The organism is Thiopseudomonas acetoxidans (assembly GCF_030362935.1).
GTDB classification, from domain to species: Bacteria; Pseudomonadota; Gammaproteobacteria; order Pseudomonadales; family Pseudomonadaceae; genus Thiopseudomonas; species Thiopseudomonas acetoxidans.
In genome coordinates, this window is record NZ_JAUCDY010000005.1 from 50,290 (window position 1) to 68,299 (window position 18,010).

Genomic DNA, 18,010 nt, shown 5'->3' on the forward strand with positions numbered 1-18,010 from the left:
AGATGGGGCTAGCGCTAACTCTGGGTGGCAACAGACTACTGCTTTGGGCTGGCAATGATAGGCCGTACGCCCACCTCAGCTTTAAAGGTCAGCTGCTTATTTTCACGCAAGACCTTTAAACTCATTTTCTCGCCCGGCTTCATGCGCGCCACTTGATTCATCGAGATACGCCCATCATGCGCTGCTTCACCAGCGATTTCTAAAATGACATCACCGGGTAGCAAACCGACTTTAGCCGCGGGACCATCACGAAACACACCTGCTACCAAAATGCCCGAACGCTCAGGCAAACCAAAAGACTCTGCCAACTCCGCGGTTAACGCCTGCACCTCAATACCGAGCCAGCCTCTAACCACCTTACCGTGCTCAACAATGGAGTTCATCACGCTCATCGCCAACTTCACCGGAATCGCAAAACCTATACCTTGCGAACCACCCGAACGCGAGAAAATAGCTGTATTAATACCCAGCAAGTTCCCTCGCGCATCCACTAATGCACCGCCCGAGTTACCGGGATTAATCGCCGCATCGGTTTGAATAAAGTCTTCGTAGGTATTAATGCCCAACTGATTGCGTCCAGTCGCACTCACTATGCCCATGGTCACTGTTTGCCCCACGCCATAGGGGTTACCAATCGCCAGCACCACATCGCCAATTTGCACGCTATCCGAGTGCCCCAAGGTAATCGCCGGCAAATCAGTCAAATTAATTTTCAAAACCGCTAAATCTGTTTCTGGATCACTGCCTATGACTCTGGCATAGGTCTCACGCCCATCTTTTAACGCCACCACGATCTGCTCAGCTCCAGCAGTTACATGGTTATTGGTGAGTAGGTAACCGTCTTTGCTCATTATCACCGCAGAGCCCAAGCTAGACTCTAAACGCCTCTGTTGCGGTAAATTATCACCAAAAAAATGCTGCAGCGAAGGGTCCTCATGCAGCGGATTAATGGCCTTGTTGACCATCTTAGTACTATAGAGGTTAACTACCGCAGGAGAGGCCATGCTCACCGCATGTGCATAGGATTCCGGTCCCGTACGCGCATGTGTATAGTCGGGTGCAATCTGTACTTGCAGCCTATTTTTAGATAGCCCAATCCAGCTGGGAAATAAAACCATAATCAGTGCAGCAAACAGCAAACCACTGACTAGCGGCCAGCCATAGTGGCGTAAAAGCCTACGCATAAACATACCCGACAATTTAACCATTAGCGCAAAACGCTATATTATAGTGCGCATTAATAAAGAAATACGTTAATTTTGCAGGGGTTACCCATGAATGTCAGCACCACAACACTTTTAGCCGCACTTGATAAATACTTAGATGCAGCCAGTATCAGCGATTACTGCCCCAACGGACTACAAGTACAGGGTCGCCCACAAATCAAACGTCTGGTTACCGGAGTAACCGCCAGCCAAGCTCTAATTGATGCCGCCATTGAACAGCAAGCCGACGCTATTTTGGTGCATCACGGATATTTTTGGAAAGGCGAAAACCCCTGTATCGTCGGCATGAAACACCGTCGTATCAAAAGTCTTATCCAGCATGACATTAATCTATTGGCCTACCACCTGCCCTTGGACATCCATCCCGAGGTCGGCAACAACGCATTGCTGGGCAAGTTATTAGGTTTAAACGTTACTGGGCCACTGGAAGCAAATAATCCACGCAGCGTTGGTTTAATTGGTGAGCTGGACACTCCTATGACGAGCCAAGAATTTGCTCAACTCATCGAGCAAAAACTGGCACGCACGCCGCTGGTGATTGATTGCGAAAAACCCATTCGTACCGTCGCATGGTGCACAGGTGGAGCACAGGGTTACATCGAGCACGCCATTGCTGCAGGCGTTGATGCGTTTATTACCGGCGAAATTTCAGAGCACAGCACCCACAGCGCCTTGGAGAACGATCTCAGTTATTTCTCCGCTGGCCACCACGCAACCGAACGCTATGGTGTGCAAGCCCTTGGCGAGTGGATAGCAGAACGCTTTGGGATTGAGCATCAGTTTATTGATTGTCCGAATCCGGTGTAATGCCTATTAGAGCTTGCGGTACCAAAACAGCTCGTGCCTGCGCACGGCTTTGCGCAAGAACTCATTATCACCGGTCTTAGGCCATTGACGGCCCGTGAGCCAGCGCTGAACCAGACGGCGTAAGCGTCGTTTCAGCGTTAACGGAGTTTGCAAATCATGCTGCATCAATAGCGCTTGCGCTTTATCAATCTGCTGCTGCGCACTGAGCACATAGCAATACAGCTGATCTGTCGACAATTCAATCATCGCCGGCGGCAAGGCGACACCGGTATTGGCATTACCCATCGGCCAACGGTCGTTATCATGCAAGTGATTGGCATACAGCAATAAGCCGCTGGGTTTGTAAACGCTTTGCTGGACCGCTTGGAAAAATGCCTGCCCCGTAGCAATATGATCAGCGTGCGGGTCAAGTTCTGGGTGCGGTAGCACAACAATGTCCGGCTGATAATGTTCCAAGCAGGCGCGCAAATCAGCAATTAAATTAGTCCAGTTCGGCCGACCGTCTGTATCGCCAGGCAAAGCGAATGGATTATGCTGACGTACTGTACGAATATCCACCTCGCCAGACTCGCGCGACGCAAAATCCTGTTCAGGCTGCTTCGCCATTTGCGGCAGCTGCAAGCAGTAATAACCCAGCTGTACACACTGGCTTTGCGGCACGCCACCCCATAAAGGAATCGCCATGCTATCCCAAGCACGCAAGCGCCCCTTAAGCGTGGCCGCCTGCTCACTGCTAAGACCTAAACGTTGATAATACTCAGCCTCGATTTCACCCTGCGTCAGCGTGACAATGCTCACCTCACGCGCTTGGCTGTATAAACCAAAAGCTGCCAACTCCGCATCATCGGCATGAGGCGCCAGAATCATCAGGCGCTGCGCTGCTGGATTAAGCACATTAAACGCAACGAGTTTTGCGCTGCTGGCAAGCTGACAATACTCGCCCTTGATGTGCAGCCCTTGCTCTTGTAGCTCCTGCGCTTGGCCGGTTAAATTTAGGTAACGCACACCTTGCGCACCTCGCTCAAACACCTGCTGGTCATCACCCACATGCACCAGCGGATCAAACAAACGCCCCAGAATCCCAGTTTTAAGCTGAATTTCGAGGATAAGCGTGCTTTCTGGCGTGATCTCAGCATTATCCGGCAGTTTAAGCCAGCCATGAGCAACCTCTAGCTGCCAACTTGGCGCGCTTTCAGGAAACCGATAACGATAATCCTCGCTCGGCGCATAAAACAAATGGTCCGCAAACCAAGTTTCATGAATCAACCAAGCCACCAATAACCCAACCGGCAGCAACCACCACTTCACAAAAAGGGTCAATAACAACACAAACGCAACAATGACCAACATACTGATGCGTTTTTGCCGACGATGCTGCTTAAGAAGCTGCTGTTTACGGTTCTGCATTAACGTACCTCGTAGATGGTGGATGTGGCACGGCAGTATAACAAACAGTTATGACACGAGCGGAGCCGTACATGCACTGCTAGGACTGTATTCTAAAATCCAAATGCAAGCTCGCCCAATGCTGTTTTAATTGTGCCTTATGTGTGCTGTGCATAGGCAGCTCATCAAGGGCCCGCGGCCAAAATTCACGCGCCATCTCCATAGATTGTCCAAGCTGCTTCTGTACCACGGGCCAAGAAACCCCGACTCTACGACTCCAACGCTCAAAATGGGCCAACGATAAGCTCTCCCACGCTTTAGTTTTAACCATATTAAGCGCGGCCCCTTTTTCACCGGGAATATAAACTTTTGTAGTCACTAGATCATAAGCAGGCGCAAGACGTGGTGTTTTTTGGTCAGGATAGATGAGACTCCAGTTTTTAAGATGGGCATCACCATTGGCTAGCAAAATGTTCACCAGTAAACGTTTAGCAAACTGCTGCACATCAGCTAATCCATTACCTGAAAACTCATATAGCAATCGACCCATTTGCTCATAGTTAGCTGCTTGGTACTTATCCCGCGGCTGCATCAACAGCACTTGGGCAAAATCTTCAGTATGTACGCGCTGCCCAGCCACTCTATCGAAGCGCTTAATAGCAAAGGCAAAAGGCTCATCTGGCAGTTTTATGGGTGGTAAGCCCTCAATATGGCTCAGCTCTACTAGGCATATTTCCGGAGTTTCCACACCCACAAGCTGGGCGAGCCGCATAGCGGTGTATTCGTTAACAGGTGCGCCCGCATGATGAAAAGAAGGCGTTTTGATAATCCAATCGCCAAACGCTCCTTTGCCAGGCAAGGTGAAACGATCGCCCTGCCTTTGCAATGACCATTTCATTTGCACACCGGCTAACGAAAACTTGTTATTCGGCAAAGTGGCTTCAGGCGCTATCACAACCGCTTTTTTATTCAGCGCCAACACTTCTTGCGGCACCTCTTCTGCCAACACTGGCTGGACCACTAAAGCGCCGGGTAAATCACCACCCAAATGAGCTAACAGCTCGAATTCGTGACTTGTATGTATTTGCAAGCGCTGCAACAACAGCTCCCTTAAAGCCCCCTCGGGTAGCAAATTCGACAATACGGGAGGCAAAACAAACTGAGTTTTCCATGGCGTGCTAAAAAAAACATCTGCTTTTGGAAAACGTGGGTGAGCCGCCAAGGTGAGTGTTGGCTTATCTGAGTCTTGCTGGAAAACACTATGAAAAATCAGTGTGTTGCGCCCGCCTTTCTCACCCACCAAGTGCCCCACTAGCTGCCCGTGGAGCGTTACTTTAAGCACGCTAATCGTCGTCATCTAAATCACCCAAGATACCCTGCCAAATATCTTCATAAGGCTGCTTTTCGGGGCTACCGTCATCTTGTAACAGGGCTAAAACAGCATATTTTTTTTCACGAGGTATGAGCATTAAGTCAGCATTTAACCCAGTTGCCACCTGCTCAAGACTGCTTAAACGCGGATTGCCCTGCGACTCCAAGCGCTGATATTGCTGTCGCAGCATAGCGGTGCGCTCTTGCATATCACTTTGGCGCAGACCCAGCGCCAAGCGGCGCGCTTTAATTTGTTCTAATAGTGAAGGCATGGCAAATACACAGGTTGCTTTTGATTAGATCAAGCAACATCTTCGTTGCTTTATATAAAAAAAGCAACATATACAGCGCTATTACACAAAAATAACAGCGATTACCTTCTCGGCAGGCTCGATAAGAAAAATGAAATCAATAGCGGAGATAAAGGATGCAGGGTAGCAGCGGGAGAACTGTTTAAGAAATACCGGCTGCTAAGAGCTCTGCATTAGCGCACCTCGTAGACAGGGGCAGTGTTACACCAACGGCCTTTGTACTCACGATCGGCGCGTCCAAACGAGTAACGTAGCGGTTTATTCTGCTCCCGTGCATACGCCCACTCAGCTTGGGTATTTACAAAGCTCAATACGCTACCAGGACTGTGCGCACTAAACTGCGGATCCACTCCGCCATTGATATATTCAACACTAATCCACTCAGGCGATTCCACCCGGTAAAGAATTTGTGCGGCCGCTGGCAGCTCATCGATACAAATAAAAGAACCCGTTACAAAAGGACGCAACAGCTCCAGCACCTCAGCTAAATGCTCCTTACCCGGCGCGGCAAAATCCCAACGCTTTTCAAACAAGTCAATATACATTGCTGCTTGCTCAGCACTCGATAACTCAGTAAAAGGTAAAATCTTACCGCCCTGCTCTTCCAGTAAACGCAATTCACGACGCTGGTTGTAACGAAATTTCTTGCTGTAATCTTCTGGTTTTCGTGCCAAAGCCAAACCTTCTTGCTGCTGTTTAAGCGTGCTGATTCGGCCGTGATTAAGCTCCGATACGTAACGCACTTGGTGCCGCACACTGACCTGAGAGCCAGCAGCCTGCGGAATAATCACCTCGGCATTACCCAGATCGAAAAACCGTCTTTTATTGTGCTGTTTTAAGCCCGACTTAGACAAAGCAAGGTGACGACCCCACACGGCAATAACCGCTTGCAACTCACCATCCACTAGCCAACCCAAGTAAGCAACAGATATGGAGGAAAGCTCAGACAGGCGCGCGACAAAATCAGGGTGCGTAGCCACGCTGCCACCCCAACGATGCCAAGCTGCGCTGTAGTCCTCAGCAGAAATAGAAGACCAACCGCGTTCACGCCAACTACGGAAAAAACTAAACATATAGAGCAATACGCCTTGATGTGTAAGCAAAAGAATGCCGCACAGTATAGCAAGCAGGTACTACAAGGGCAGGCAATTTATTGAGCGCAAACTAAGCAACATGAGCACTCGTACAGATGCCGTGATGAATGATTTAAGGTAAACTGCGCGGCTCAGACAATGGAAAAACTATGCAACTGCTAAATCACGAAGACTACCTCGCCCTGCGCCACCAAGGCAAAGTCATAGAACAAGACGGCTTTGGCGACAAAGTAATCATCCTGCAAGACGGCACTTTTCTAAAACTGTTCCGTCGCAAGCGTTTGATCAGCTCTGCCGCTATCTGGCCCTACGCACAGCGTTTTGCCGACAATGCCAAGAAGCTAGAAGAGCTAGGTATTCCCTGCCCGAAAATCATTCAGGTATACCGCATACCCAGCATTGAGCGTGATGCAGTGCATTACCATCCTTTACCCGGCCTGACTCTACGCCAGTTACGTGATGGCGAAGGTGACTGCCCCGAAGATATTCGTGAGCAGTTTTTTGCTTTTGTCGAAAAAGTGCAAAATCTAGGTATTTACTTTAGATCCATGCACTTGGGTAATGTGGTGCTCACGCCAGAAGGGGAGCTGGGACTGATTGATGTTTCAGACATGCGGATAAAAAAAGGCCCTTTGAGTAAGGGCCTGAGAAAGAGAAACTGGGTGCATATTAACAAAGACAAGACTGACGGCTACTGGCTTTCAAGAAAAAGAATCATGTAATGTCCTACTGAATTCCTGCCAGGTATTATCATCAAAGGAAAATGCCATGGTAATCCCCACTGTTTAACGGAGAAATTACCAAAGAGCTGGAGCATTACATTTAGCTATATAGAAAAGCGACCGTTTAGCATAAAATTTATTCTTCCTGAGTAAATTCAAAAAAAATGGCCACCATAAACCTATCCTTTTATAGCTTGAAGAATAAAAATCGTTTTCTTTTTCGATGAAAAACTACTCATAATATCAAAACCCTGCTCAAGGAAATATTTCCCTTCTGCTTTTAAGCTTTGCTCAACAACAAAGTATTCATATAAATTTTTATCTGCATCTGAAATAGTTGAAATATCTCCAGAATGATGTTTCCCGTACCCTCTACCTGCATAATACTGAACACGCGCATCTTCATAATAAATAATAGAATCATCAGCTGTATTATTTCGAAGCCATTCTGCAGCTTCTAAATAGTGAGTTTTTTTATCTCCAAACGATACAACATTAGATATAGCAACCAGTGCCGACGCAACAATAAATAGATAAGCCCATTTTCGATATTCAGCAAAAATCTTGGCTATCACAACACTAAGCGCTGGAATTAACAAAATAACCAGAAGAGCCATATACCGCGAATTGACAAATTTAACTTGAATAAAAAAAACAAACAAAATAAAGAAGTAAATTACTGCAGAAATTGTATTTAAGCGAAACTTGGCGAATTGTTTAACAGCCTCATATCTCGCTTTCCGGCTGACCAGAAAAAAACTGGCAATCCCAATATAAGTAACCAGGCGATACAACAACGCAAAACCAATTCCTGCCAACAGGATTTTTGGAGCATCAGAGTACGACCATTTCATTAATGCGACATCTGCTAATTTATCGCTCGTTTCCATAAACGATGAAAAAATTAAAAGCGGATTCAAAAGGGAAATCTGATGGACTATCCTTGATAGTTTTTCTTGTTCCAATGAAGCAAAAAATACAACAGCAACACCGACACCCAACAAATATATCCAGCTTACTTTAAGCTGACTTATAAAAACATTTCTTACACCAAACTTTCTAAACTCAAACACACAATACAAAAACACTGCAAGAAGTATAAAAACCGCTTCAAATCTATATAAAATAGCGAAAGCAATAGCAACTTGAAACAACACTCCTGTTGTCCAGCTTAATTCTTTTTCCCTAGAAACAAGCCAAATTGACAAAACCACAAAAAACCAACAACCTGTTTCACGAATAATTTCATCTCTAAAACTGTTAAATACTGGAACTGATAGTACCAACAGCACAGCCCACCACGCAGCTTCTTGATTTTTTTCTTTAACCATAGAAACCAGCAAGTACGACATTCCCGCCATAAAAAATATTGAATACAGATAAGCGACTGTTTCAAAGCCCAGCCCTGTAGCTTTATGAGTATAGGCGAATAACACACTGATCCATGGCCAGTTAAACCGATCAAATGCAACAACAACCCCTGCCTCACTGACCTCCCTCGCAATATCCATATAGAATGCAGCATCCTTACCGATCGTAACAACGCCTCCAATTGCTATACAAGACAACAGTATACTTAAAAGAAAAGCAGCCATTTCTGGCGTTTTGAGCTCAAGTAAAATCCTCTGTTTCATTTGAATATGATCCTTATAAATTTCCTTGTATAGGACATTTTAAAAACTGATGTCCATCTGTTTACAATCGCAATCCGATACATCCGTTTAGCTTCTTCGTACATCTTGGCCACATAATAGCCTCGAAATAGAGATAATGCTCTTTGAGAAATAAACTCTTCCTTGAGCTCCTTAAACTCTGGTCCCAGCCGGCCCGTTTCAAAAACCTCATCGACCAGCTGCATTCCAACGCCCATATCATATTGGACATTGTGCCGCAAACTGGTTGAGTGCTTGTGGATGATTGCCAAAGGCTCTTTCAGAATGACACAGTTAGTGTGAGCCAAAGCTTGAGCAAACACTGGAATATCTTCCGCATTCCTAAAGTGCTCAGGGTATAACCCATGTTTGAATATTTCCCGATGCATGACGCAAGCGCCATTTGATAATGACAATTTCTTGTCTAGCAAATAATTCCGCACTCGCTCCACTGGGTTTGCGGCCAACTGATCGGGTATGACTTGACTGAATTTACCATCATCACTAACTGAAATGTGCCCACCTATGACAAACCTGCTGTCCGGGTTAGCTTCTAAATATTGACATATCTGTTTAAGAGCTCCTTCTGCCATCTCATCATCAGCATCCAGAAAAACAAACCAATTACTACTGGCCAGTTCTATGCCTCGATTTCTTGCAGATGCAGCTCCACCATTATTTTTTTGTTCACTACGAATTTGGCCAGGAAACTGATCATGCAACTGACGTATTACCTGAGGAGTATCATCCGTTGATCCATCATCAATAACAATCAGCTCACAGTCTTCTGCAAGCTGTAGAGCTACAGACTTAATCACCCTTGGTAAAACATGGGCGTAATTATATGCCGGTATAATAACACTCACTTTCTTTAGCATGCTGACTCCTACTTAAAACCCTAATCTCTTAACACAACACCATCGTCACAAACAAGAAAATCAACCCTATTCTCTTTCAATGCAGCAATCGCTTCTTCTGGTGTATTGATTATAGGCTCTTCGTGGGCATTAAAGCTGGTATTAACCAACACAGGCAACCCTGTAATTTCTTTAAACTCACACAACACATCATAATACAAAGGATTATCATCTCTACAAACAACTTGTGGTCTCGCTGTTCCGTCAACATGAACAACCGCTCTTATTTTATCCACCCACTCCTCTTTTACCTCAGTGACAACAGTCATAAATCTACAGGCGTATTCTATTTTTTCATCTATGTAAAATACATCTCTAGCATCTTTGTCACACACATAAGGAGCAAATGGCATAAACTCCGTTCGTTGCAATCTATTATTAATACTATCATTTACATCTCTTTTACTTGGATTCGCCAGTATCGTTCTAGCACCCAGTGCCCTTGGCCCCATTTCCATTGCACCGTAAAAGATAGCGCCCACTTTATGCTCTGAAAGTAAAGTAGCTGCCTGTAAAGCTGGCTGCTGCTCAATAAATCTAAAACCTGTTTTTATTGCAAGCTCCTTGAGACTGGATGCTTTATATGGAAACCCAAAGTATACATTATCTAGTCGATTTCTTGTCAGCTTCTGTAAACCATGCAGATTCAACAAGTAATTGACACACGCTCCTACTGGCAATCCTTCATCGCCCATAGCAGGAACCACAAAAATCTCTTGCACCTGCTCTAATTTTGATAGTTCATAATTAAGCTTAACATTAGAAAAAACACCACCACTAAGTGCTAACTTCTTACTTCCTGTCTTGTTCAGCAGAGCCATAACCCAGCTAACCAATAAGGTTTCTGTTGCTTTTTGAATTGACGCTGCAATTTCTTCTTTACTCAGCCCAGAAAACACTACGTCAAGCTGCTCTTCAAGCCTCTGTTTTCCTGTAAGCTTACTGTAAATTCGACCACAACTTGAAATTTCAAAAAGCTTACAAACTTCACTAGCTACTACAGGCTTGCCAAACGCCGCCAAACCAGTAATTTTCCCTTCATGACTATTTCGCTTGAAGCCACACAACTCTGTTGCATAAGAATACGCCAAGCCTATTGAGGCCGCTTCATTTTGTTGTGCCTCAGTGATTGTTTCTTCACCACCAAAAAGCTCGACTAATTCATTACCATTATAATGGTACGCGGAATACTGTGCTCCATCCCCCCCACCATCACAGCTTAATAGTAAAGTGTCATTGGCCCAGTCTATAAATTTAAAGGATGAAAGAATATGGCAAAAATGGTGATTTGAAAATAAAATATCTACGTTTTCACTCACCCCAAACTCTGCCCTCAACTTTTCGAAGCACACATACTCAGAAGCATCAGTGGTTTTATTTTTCAATAAATACCTTGCTAAAGATAGATTTTTAACCTTATTAACAATTCTTCTTTTTTTGTCTTTCATGCTAAGCTTAGAAAACTTATAGACAGACAAAGGTAGGTGCATCCGAGTTAATGCGATCGCTGTTAGTTCTTTCCGGCTGATTCCTGCAATCTTCAACGCCTCATCAATCGCTTTTAAATGAAAGTATCGTCCATCGCCTTTAATTCTTGTTATCCGCTCTTCTTTAACATATGCAACTAGTTCATTATTTTTAAATACGCAGGCCGCAGCATCATGCCCCGTATGAACACCTAGAATATACATCAACATCTCCTAAAACTCGTAGCGTATCCCAAATACTTTCAATAACTGAGGCATTATTTTTATCACTTAATTAATGCTCTGTGCCTTCCTTCACCACCAACACATCTTCCATAATCAAATACTGCAGATCCGAGCCAAAGAACATATCCAATGCATCTTTGGGTGAGCAGACCATGGCTTCGCCGCGGCGGTTGAGTGAGGTATTGAGCGAAACCCCATTACCAGTGAGCTTTTCTAACTCGACCATCAGGTCATACCAGCGCGGGTTGTATTGGCGTTCGAGTACTTGCGCACGCGACGTGCCATCTTCGTGGACCACTTCTGGCACGCGCTCTTTCCACTCATCACTGACTTCAAAGGTAAAGGTCATAAAAGGTGATGGGTGATCCACCTTGAGCATTTTCGGTGCCACAGTATCCAGCATCGACGGGCAGAATGGACGCCAGCGCTCACGGAACTTAATTTGTGCGTTAATCCGATCAGCCACATTAGGAACGCTTGGACAGCCAATGATCGAACGCCCACCTAAGGCACGCGGCCCAAACTCCATGCGGCCTTGAAACCACGCCACAGGATTGCCTTCCACCATGATTTTGGCGATATGTTCAGGGACGTTATCAATTTTTTGCCACTTTGGCTGACCTGGGTGTTTGGCACAGGCGGCGATGATCTCTTCGTTGCTGTATTCAGGGCCTAGGTAGACGTGTTCCATCTTCTCAACAGGTACGCCTTTGCGTTGTGACACATAGGCGGCAGCGCCTACCGCGGTACCGGCATCACCAGCCGCGGGCTGCACAAACAGCTCTTTAACTTCATCGCGAGCAATAATTTTTTGGTTGAGTTTCACGTTCAAGGCACTACCGCCGGCAAAGGCGATGCGGCCGGTCTCTTTGATAATGTCACCCAGATAGTAATCCATCATTTCTAGCGCCAGCTTTTCAAACAGCGCTTGCACGCTGGCAGCGTAATGGATGTAAGGATCATCGGCGATATCGCCCTCGCGCTTTGGACCTAACCATTCAATGAGCTTAGGTGAGAAGTAAAAGCCTTTGCCTTTTTCTTTATAGCGACGCAAGCCAATGACGTTGGCATACTCGGTGTTAATGACTAACTCACCGTTTTCAAACTTAGCTAAACGCGATAAATCATATAGGTCCGGATTACCGTACGGCGCCATGCCCATCACTTTGAATTCGCCGTCAAGCATTTCAAAGCCAAGAAACTCGGTCAAAGCGCCGTAAAGACCGCCCAATGAGTCTGGATCGTAGAACTCTTTAATTTTATGGATTTTTCCGTTTTCGCCGTAGCCAAAAAAGGTAGTGGCGTATTCGCCCTTACCGTCAATGCCGAGGATGGCGGTTTTTTCCTTAAAGCCGGAACACAGGTAGGCGCTGGCGGCGTGAGCAATGTGGTGCTCAACAGGTTTAATGGTGACTTTTTTTAAGTCAAAACCTAGTTGCTGCAGGCACCATTGGATTTTTTTGTAATAACGCTGGTAGCGGCGATTGCCCATTAAAATAGCATCTAAAGCACGATCCGGCGCGTACCAGTAGCGCTTGGCGTAATGCCAGCGGGCTTTTTCAAAAATGCTGATAGGTGCAAAAGGGATGGCGACCACATCCACATCGTCTGGCGTGATTCCGGCTTGCTCTAAGCAAAACTTAGCAGATTCGTAGGGCATGCGGTTTTTTGCGTGCTTGTCGCGTACTAAACGCTCTTCCTCAACAGCAGCAATAAGTTTTCCATCAATGTATAACGCTGCCGATGGGTCATGGCTAAGTGCGCCAGATAGGCCAAGAATAGTCAGTGCCATGGGTCTTTTTTGCCTCTTAGTCTTCAATTCAGTTGTCGAGCAGCTGTGGTAAGTGCTGATCTAATAATTTATACAATGGGCTTTCTTGCGGCCAATTGCGTAATAAGCGTGCACGATCGCGACTGAATGCACGTACAAAGCTGCGCGGGCTGCTGTGCGCTCGCACCGCATCTAGGTCTATTAATAAACAGCGATCATTATGCCAGAGAATGTTATGTCCTTTTAGATCTCCGTGACTGATTTTTTCGCGAATCATACTATTGAGCAACAATTGCAACGCCGTTAAATCTGCTTCAGGCACTTGGGCATTATCAATATAGGGCTGAAAGCGAGCAATCAAGTCTTGTTCACCACAATATTCGGTCACCAGCCAAGCTGTTCGGCGCAAACCCAGCGTACGCTGCTCTTTGACCGCAATGGTGTTGGCAACAGGGATTTCCAACTGTTGCAAGCGATGCGCTGCTTGCCAGCTATGCCACGCACGGGTTGGCCGCCAGCAGCGTTTTAACCAATGCGAAAAACTTTTAATGTTATAGCGCTTGATAATCCAGCTTTTATTACCCTGCTCGACCCGTGCCACTGTTGCTGCACCGCCTGTTTTATAGATATGCCCTTGCTCGATAAACTGATCTGGATTAGCCAGCAACGGCTCAATTTCTGCCACATAGCTACGCTGAACAGCGGTAATGCCGCGACTGTTTTTACGCACGCTAAACAGGCTGCAATCGCGTGCGGTTTTTTTAAGGTAGTCTTTAACGCGCCAGTCACGTACCTGTTGAGTTTTGCTGTGTAACTCTTGCAACGGCAGCGCGTGAGTGGCGTTGGTTTGCATGTAATGGGTTAATAGGTCATGCACATGGGCTTCGAGTGCACGTGGCAATTGCGCGAAAAACACCGCCAAATTCTTTAGTGCCGCTTCTTGGTTAATCGGCTGCCCCAGCGTTTGCTGAGCAATAGCGCCGCCATCAATGATGTACAGCTGCTGATTATGCAGCAGAAAGTTATCCAGATGAATGTCTTTTTGCCACAGTCCTTGTGCATGCATGCGTGCAATACTGGTGAGAGCTTGGGCTAAGACTTTTTCTTGCGCGGTGCTGAGCATGGGCTCAGCGGCATGTTGCTGCCATTGTTGTTCAAGGCTTTGCGCGTCTGCTAAATATTCAAATAAAATCCAGCCACCAAAAGCAGCGTCAAAATCACTGGCCAGTAGCTGTGGTGTATTTAGCTGCTGCTGCGCCAAACTTTGCACGCCGGTTAATTCACGTTGAAAGTGCCGCTGGGCTTTTGTACCAACAAACAGCTTGGCTAAAACACTGCGCCCTTGCCAAGTCCCCCGACCGACATAGCGTTGCCCTGGTAATACGCGCAGCCACTGAGTAATAACCAGCTTATCGCCGGTATGCAGTCCCAAGGTTAGGGGCAAGCTGGGGCTTCTTCCCTGTAAAAGCGAGCTATTCATGCGCGATTTTCCTTATCTTTGCGCCGTGCCTGTAAACGCTTCAGCCAGTTTTCAACCGCGGCGCCATCGTCTAAATAGCTGTGCAAGAAATCACGCCACTGCTCTGCGCCCCAAACGCGCTGTGATCGGCGCACCAGCGTTTCAAGATCTTTAATACGATCGCGCTGCCCTAACAACAGAGGGCGGGTTTTCTCTAAATCAATCAATTGCGCGGCAAAACCAGATTCGTCGGTGCGCTGCAGGAAAATATGCTTGGGGTAAAAACAGCCATGCATCTGTCCCGCAGTGTGCAGGGTTTTCGCTAAGTGCGCGCAGGCGTGGATAATGCCTTTTTGTTCCGCCGGGCTCAGCTCTGGCCACTGCTCAAACCAATCATCCAGATCCTGCCAATCATCTAACGCATAGGTAATCAGAATGGCACGCTGCTCGCTCCCAACCTTGCGCTGTGCAAAGTAAGCTGCTTTTAAGGCGGGAATACCCAAGCGTTGATACTGTTGTATGGTGCGAAACTCACGCGCAAAGGTTGGCTCGCCTAGGGGGTGGCGAAAGCTGCGGGTCAGATGATTGATTTGTCGCTTAAGATACAAACCCTGATCCCCGAGCTGTAATCGCGCCACGCTGCTCCAGCCGCCACGTTCAGTGTTGGGCACATCTACGGCTTCAAGTTGCAGCGCCCACAGTGCCGCAAAATCATTTAGCTGATGCTCGGCTAGTAATGGCTCAAGACTAGGGTCTGTATAATCCTGCAAGACATATCCTCTTTTTAGAGTCGTGCATTATAGTGGGGTTACGCCTTCTGTGCGACCTGCGCCTAGCCCTGTAAACAACCAAACCGCTTTATTCACGCCCGGCAAAAAAACTAATAATCTTAGCGATACGTTTTTTATCCGTAGGGGTAAGACGTTGCTGCTGACTGTACTGCAAATAAAAACGCAAGCGCTGACTGCGACTCAGATGATATTTACCCACTTTATCTAAGCAGGCTAGATCTTTGATAATCCGATAGTGCAGAAAGGGTCCCCACCAAAACCCACCGGTTGGGCAGTCAATTAAATAGGCTGCGCCAGCCTCATCGACCAATATATTGCGCCACTTCAAATCATTATGCACAAAGCTCTGCTGGTGCATTGCACGAGTAAAACCTGCCACTTGCTGGCTAACGCTGTGCACCCAGTCATTATCCAGCAATAACGGGCTGCCGTCATGAGCCAAAGCAGCCAAGTCCGTCGTATTAGGAATTTCTTTAGTAATCATCGCCCCGCGCACAAACGCACCAGCACGGCGCTGCAAACCATGGGCGATAACCTGTGCGGTGGGAATACCCCAGCTAGCAAAATGCTCTAGATTTTCCCACTCAGCCTGTATGCGTTGGCGCGGTAAGTACTTGCGCCAGCCAATGGCGCGACGGTAGCGCTTAACATAAAACACCACTGCCGCGCGACTGACGCGTATAACCTCAGAAATGGGGTCGTGGGTGACACGCTCGCCTTGCAGATTAAACACCGCTTCCAAGCTGCCAAACTCTTCTCTTAGATGTTGATAGTCAGAATGCAAATACCAATCAGACATCAGAGCGCATCCCCGTAGCGCTGTTTACGCTCATAGAGCTGGCCTGCTTTGACCTCAAGCCAGCTCAACAACTGCGCCTCATCCTGCAAGACTTGGCGTAAGGGTTGGACAAAATAGCTCTTTAAAAAGCGTAGCTTATCGCGCTGGGTTAAGCCTATATCCAAGGCGGAGAAATACAGGGCCGCTAGATCTTTGTTACGCCAACGCTGCGGCGTCGCGTTACGTGTTTGCGCCCGATGCAAATCAATCAAGGACAACTTGAAGTCATCCCCCTGCATGGGCTTATCCGTGTGTAAAAGAAAGTGGCAGATATAGCAATCGCGATGATTCACCCCAGCGCGATGCATGGTGCCGAGCATGGTGGCAACGCGCTTAATCAGTGCGTGTTTGATGGCTGGCGGGGGTGGATTGTGCGGCCAGTCCATGCAGTAGTCTTCTAGGCTAATGGTCGGTGCTAATTCTTCGGTGATAATAAAGGAATGCTGTTTGGCTGGATTGCTGCCACGCTCAGCAAAGGCCACCGCGGTCATGGTGTCGACGCCAGCCTGTTTGAGGCGTTCGATAGCGAGCCATTCGTTACGCGCACCTAACACTGGCAGCTTAGCAGTGAGCAGGTTTTTAAAAATCTCACCCCAGCCTACACCGCGATGAATTTTGACAAAATAGCCGTGTCCGCCCACTTCGGTACGCAGAGTACGTCGCCCTTCTAACTCACGATACACCTGGCCCTGCAAGGCTTCAGCGGCAGCAAATATGTCTTGCTGTGCCCATAGGCTGGCAAAGGGTTCGGCTAAAAAGGGTTTCATTAGGGACGCTACCTTGTTATTTACTGAAAGTAACCTATTGCTAGGCATTCAATCGCGCAATGGTTGCGCTGCTACATTTAAAATCACATCCGCGGCACGCTCTGGCATGGAGTACAGATCGGCATTTTGCGCGTAGTTTAACCCATTTTGCGCCCAGACTTTGCGCTGCTCGGAGTTTTCCAGCATCTGCACCAACGTTTGATTAAGTTTTTTCTGCGCGAAAGGACTACTCAACACCTGACCGCAGTCGGCCTCTTTTATGTAATAAGCATAACCGCAGATATCCGTCACTAACACCGGCAAGCCAGACACTAGCGCCTCTAACAGCACGGTACCGGTATTTTCATTATAGGCTGGATGTATGAGCATATCGGCACCTAATAGAAAACGTGGAATATCATCACGGCCCTTTAAAATACTGACGTGCTTAGCAATACCTAGAGTTTGTATTTGCACCAAAAACGGCTTGGGATCATCCTGCCCAATCACAATCAGTCGGGTACGCTTTTTGATGGCCTCCGGCAAGCTGGCCATGGCTTTTAAGCTACGGTCCAGCCCTTTGGTTTTAAAGCCTGAGCCTATTTGCAGCACCAACAAATCATCATCAGCCAGTTTGAATTCTTGGCGAAAGCCGCGGCGAATGTCGGCTGCATTAGGCGGAGCTTGGCGATCGCGGCTAATACCCGGCGGCAATAAGTGAAAGCGCTCTGCAGGGGTTTGATAATGTTTGACAAACAAAGGCTGCTGCTGCGCTGAGATCATCAAAATCTGCGTCTGCGCACTCGGCTCAAATACTGCTTTTTCGTAATTATAAAAATGCTGGTAACGCCCCCACATCCGGTACAGGGGATTGCGTTGATTTTGAGCTTTATCTTCATAGCAGGCATCGGCTGCGTAATACACATCTAACCCAGGCATTTTGTTAAAGCCCACCACACGGTCGACTGGGTTATGCGCATTATCGGCTTGCCACCAGCGTTGGAATTTAACGTATTTATGATGGTTAAACAGGCTGTTAATGGACGCTACGCGCACATCAAAACCCTCTGGAATTTCGCCCTGCCAGCTCAGCGTATACACCCGAATGCTATGGCCACGTTTTTGGCACTCAAGGGCGATGCGTAAAAAATCACGCTGCAAACCACCGAAAGGGAAATATTTGTATAAAACAAAAGCTAATTGCATA

Annotated in this window: 16 protein-coding genes; 2 read left to right on the forward strand and 14 right to left on the reverse strand. The window is 47.0% G+C overall.

Features of this window, described 5'->3' with window-relative positions; genetic code table 11:
• Positions 1-35: 35 nt before the first annotated feature.
• On the reverse strand, positions 36-1,184 hold the full coding sequence (locus QEZ41_RS05600; RefSeq protein ID WP_289410412.1) for a trypsin-like peptidase domain-containing protein: 1,149 nt from the start codon (positions 1,182-1,184) through the stop codon (positions 36-38).
• A 90-nt stretch (positions 1,185-1,274) separates the two neighbouring features.
• On the opposite strand from QEZ41_RS05600, the gene QEZ41_RS05605 reads away from it, so the two are divergent.
• Positions 1,275-2,033 carry a Nif3-like dinuclear metal center hexameric protein gene (locus QEZ41_RS05605; protein ID WP_289410413.1) on the forward strand — a complete coding sequence of 253 codons (759 nt, stop codon included), beginning with the start codon at positions 1,275-1,277 and terminating at the stop codon, positions 2,031-2,033.
• A gap of 6 nt (positions 2,034-2,039) precedes the next feature.
• Here the strand turns inward: QEZ41_RS05605 and QEZ41_RS05610 are convergent, their stop codons facing one another.
• The 4 genes from QEZ41_RS05610 to QEZ41_RS05625 all read right to left on the reverse strand — a co-directional run bounded on the left by QEZ41_RS05610 (position 2,040) and on the right by QEZ41_RS05625 (position 6,174).
• Positions 2,040-3,440 carry a PIG-L deacetylase family protein gene (locus tag QEZ41_RS05610; RefSeq protein ID WP_289410414.1) on the reverse strand — a complete coding sequence of 467 codons (1,401 nt, stop codon included), beginning with the start codon at positions 3,438-3,440 and terminating at the stop codon, positions 2,040-2,042.
• Between the two features lie 79 nt (positions 3,441-3,519).
• The gene (locus QEZ41_RS05615; protein ID WP_289410415.1) at positions 3,520-4,776 is read right to left on the reverse strand and encodes a type II toxin-antitoxin system HipA family toxin; all 1,257 of its coding nucleotides are present in this window, start codon (positions 4,774-4,776) and stop codon (positions 3,520-3,522) included.
• On the reverse strand, positions 4,763-5,062 hold the full coding sequence (locus tag QEZ41_RS05620) for a helix-turn-helix domain-containing protein (RefSeq protein ID WP_289410416.1): 300 nt from the start codon (positions 5,060-5,062) through the stop codon (positions 4,763-4,765). The genes QEZ41_RS05615 and QEZ41_RS05620 overlap by 14 nt, the downstream gene beginning before the upstream one ends.
• Before the next feature lie 212 nt (positions 5,063-5,274).
• Positions 5,275-6,174, reverse strand: a complete 900-nt coding sequence (locus QEZ41_RS05625) for a GNAT family N-acetyltransferase (protein WP_289410417.1) — start codon at positions 6,172-6,174, stop codon at positions 5,275-5,277.
• Positions 6,175-6,344: 170 nt separating this feature from the next.
• Here QEZ41_RS05625 and QEZ41_RS05630 point away from each other — a divergent pair, with 170 nt between their 5' ends.
• The gene (locus tag QEZ41_RS05630; protein WP_289410418.1) at positions 6,345-6,917 is read left to right on the forward strand and encodes a toluene tolerance protein; all 573 of its coding nucleotides are present in this window, start codon (positions 6,345-6,347) and stop codon (positions 6,915-6,917) included.
• 179 nt (positions 6,918-7,096) lie between these two features.
• Here QEZ41_RS05630 and QEZ41_RS05635 read toward each other — a convergent pair whose 3' ends face one another.
• The 9 genes from QEZ41_RS05635 to QEZ41_RS05675 all read right to left on the reverse strand — a co-directional run bounded on the left by QEZ41_RS05635 (position 7,097) and on the right by QEZ41_RS05675 (position 18,009).
• Positions 7,097-8,551, reverse strand: a complete 1,455-nt coding sequence (locus QEZ41_RS05635) for a glycosyltransferase family protein (RefSeq protein WP_289410419.1) — start codon at positions 8,549-8,551, stop codon at positions 7,097-7,099.
• Complete coding sequence (locus tag QEZ41_RS05640; RefSeq protein ID WP_289410420.1) at positions 8,548-9,447, reverse strand: glycosyltransferase family 2 protein; 900 nt, start codon at positions 9,445-9,447, stop codon at positions 8,548-8,550. Before QEZ41_RS05640 ends, QEZ41_RS05635 begins: the two co-directional genes overlap by 4 nt.
• Positions 9,448-9,467: 20 nt before the next feature.
• Entirely contained in the window at positions 9,468-11,177 is a 1,710-nt protein-coding gene (locus QEZ41_RS05645; protein WP_289410421.1) for a carbamoyltransferase C-terminal domain-containing protein, read from the reverse strand.
• A gap of 70 nt (positions 11,178-11,247) precedes the next feature.
• The gene (locus QEZ41_RS05650) at positions 11,248-12,990 is read right to left on the reverse strand and encodes a carbamoyltransferase family protein (protein WP_289410422.1); all 1,743 of its coding nucleotides are present in this window, start codon (positions 12,988-12,990) and stop codon (positions 11,248-11,250) included.
• A 28-nt stretch (positions 12,991-13,018) separates the two neighbouring features.
• Positions 13,019-14,449: a lipopolysaccharide kinase InaA family protein gene (locus QEZ41_RS05655; RefSeq protein ID WP_289410423.1), complete on the reverse strand. Its 1,431-nt coding sequence runs from the start codon at positions 14,447-14,449 to the stop codon at positions 13,019-13,021.
• Entirely contained in the window at positions 14,446-15,198 is a 753-nt protein-coding gene (locus QEZ41_RS05660; RefSeq protein ID WP_289410424.1) for a lipopolysaccharide kinase InaA family protein, read from the reverse strand. The genes QEZ41_RS05655 and QEZ41_RS05660 overlap by 4 nt, the downstream gene beginning before the upstream one ends.
• Positions 15,199-15,286: 88 nt before the next feature.
• On the reverse strand, positions 15,287-16,018 hold the full coding sequence (locus QEZ41_RS05665) for a lipopolysaccharide kinase InaA family protein (protein ID WP_289410425.1): 732 nt from the start codon (positions 16,016-16,018) through the stop codon (positions 15,287-15,289).
• Complete coding sequence (rfaP, locus tag QEZ41_RS05670) at positions 16,018-16,824, reverse strand: lipopolysaccharide core heptose(I) kinase RfaP (RefSeq protein ID WP_289410426.1); 807 nt, start codon at positions 16,822-16,824, stop codon at positions 16,018-16,020. The genes QEZ41_RS05665 and rfaP overlap by 1 nt, the downstream gene beginning before the upstream one ends.
• Positions 16,825-16,872: 48 nt before the next feature.
• Positions 16,873-18,009, reverse strand: a complete 1,137-nt coding sequence (locus QEZ41_RS05675; RefSeq protein WP_289410427.1) for a glycosyltransferase family 4 protein — start codon at positions 18,007-18,009, stop codon at positions 16,873-16,875.
• Between the last annotated feature and the right edge of the window lies 1 nt (position 18,010).

What these genes read in the sequence shown, in the direction of transcription:
- QEZ41_RS05600 (WP_289410412.1), bottom strand. Translation starts at nt 1,184, where the DNA reads ATGCGTAGGCTTTTACGCCACTATGGCTGGCCGCTAGTCAGTGGTTTG.
- QEZ41_RS05605 (WP_289410413.1), top strand. Translation starts at nt 1,275, where the DNA reads ATGAATGTCAGCACCACAACACTTTTAGCCGCACTTGATAAATACTTA.
- QEZ41_RS05610 (WP_289410414.1), bottom strand. Translation starts at nt 3,440, where the DNA reads ATGCAGAACCGTAAACAGCAGCTTCTTAAGCAGCATCGTCGGCAAAAA.
- QEZ41_RS05615 (WP_289410415.1), bottom strand. Translation starts at nt 4,776, where the DNA reads ATGACGACGATTAGCGTGCTTAAAGTAACGCTCCACGGGCAGCTAGTG.
- QEZ41_RS05620 (WP_289410416.1), bottom strand. Translation starts at nt 5,062, where the DNA reads ATGCCTTCACTATTAGAACAAATTAAAGCGCGCCGCTTGGCGCTGGGT.
- QEZ41_RS05625 (WP_289410417.1), bottom strand. Translation starts at nt 6,174, where the DNA reads ATGTTTAGTTTTTTCCGTAGTTGGCGTGAACGCGGTTGGTCTTCTATT.
- QEZ41_RS05630 (WP_289410418.1), top strand. Translation starts at nt 6,345, where the DNA reads ATGCAACTGCTAAATCACGAAGACTACCTCGCCCTGCGCCACCAAGGC.
- QEZ41_RS05635 (WP_289410419.1), bottom strand. Translation starts at nt 8,551, where the DNA reads ATGAAACAGAGGATTTTACTTGAGCTCAAAACGCCAGAAATGGCTGCT.
- QEZ41_RS05640 (WP_289410420.1), bottom strand. Translation starts at nt 9,447, where the DNA reads ATGCTAAAGAAAGTGAGTGTTATTATACCGGCATATAATTACGCCCAT.
- QEZ41_RS05645 (WP_289410421.1), bottom strand. Translation starts at nt 11,177, where the DNA reads ATGTATATTCTAGGTGTTCATACGGGGCATGATGCTGCGGCCTGCGTA.
- QEZ41_RS05650 (WP_289410422.1), bottom strand. Translation starts at nt 12,990, where the DNA reads ATGGCACTGACTATTCTTGGCCTATCTGGCGCACTTAGCCATGACCCA.
- QEZ41_RS05655 (WP_289410423.1), bottom strand. Translation starts at nt 14,449, where the DNA reads ATGAATAGCTCGCTTTTACAGGGAAGAAGCCCCAGCTTGCCCCTAACC.
- QEZ41_RS05665 (WP_289410425.1), bottom strand. Translation starts at nt 16,018, where the DNA reads ATGTCTGATTGGTATTTGCATTCTGACTATCAACATCTAAGAGAAGAG.
- rfaP (WP_289410426.1), bottom strand. Translation starts at nt 16,824, where the DNA reads ATGAAACCCTTTTTAGCCGAACCCTTTGCCAGCCTATGGGCACAGCAA.
- QEZ41_RS05675 (WP_289410427.1), bottom strand. Translation starts at nt 18,009, where the DNA reads ATGCAATTAGCTTTTGTTTTATACAAATATTTCCCTTTCGGTGGTTTG.